This window comes from Streptomyces deserti, from assembly GCF_054782695.1.
In genome coordinates, this window is record NZ_BAAGRZ010000138.1 from 1 (window position 1) to 523 (window position 523).

Annotated in this window: 1 protein-coding gene; it reads right to left on the bottom strand. The window is 68.6% G+C overall.

The genetic code is table 11. The features are described 5' to 3' along the window. The coding region (locus ACYVMZ_RS39450; RefSeq protein WP_461088155.1) for an IS110 family transposase at positions 1-260 on the bottom strand (260 nt) is incomplete at its 3' end. Between the last annotated feature and the right edge of the window lie 263 nt (positions 261-523).

Here is a 523-nt window from a genome sequence, read left to right on the forward strand (position 1 = left end):
GGCAGGTAGGCGACCTTGCAGCCGGCGTCCCGGGCGACCGTCAGGGGCAGGGCTCCGATCGAGGCGGGCTGGTCCACGATCACCAGGACGGTGCCGAACTTCGCGGCGAGCTTGTCGAAGACGGCCCGCAGCTTCGGCTCGCTGTTGGGCAGCTGCTTGTCGAAGACTTTCTTCCCGGCCGGGGTGAGGCCGTGCCCGTGATGGTTCGTCTTGCCGACGTCCAGGCCGAGGAAGACGCCTATCTCGTCGCTGTCGTACAAGCCGTCCTCCCGAACGGGTTCGTGCGGTGCTGGCCAGGGCGTTGGCGTCGTGCGCGCATCCACGTTATGCAGACTTGCCGCCCGCAAGCGGCCGGGCGTTGCGCCAGGCCAGGCGGTAGTCGGACCTCTCATCAGCGTCTCCAACGGCGCCTCTCGGGCCCGGTGACACCACCCCCCAGGTCATCCGTTCGACAGGGGGGAACAGTCATGCCGGGCCCGGAGGCCAGCGGCCCTCTTGCAGGACCGCGAAGAACATAACGGGG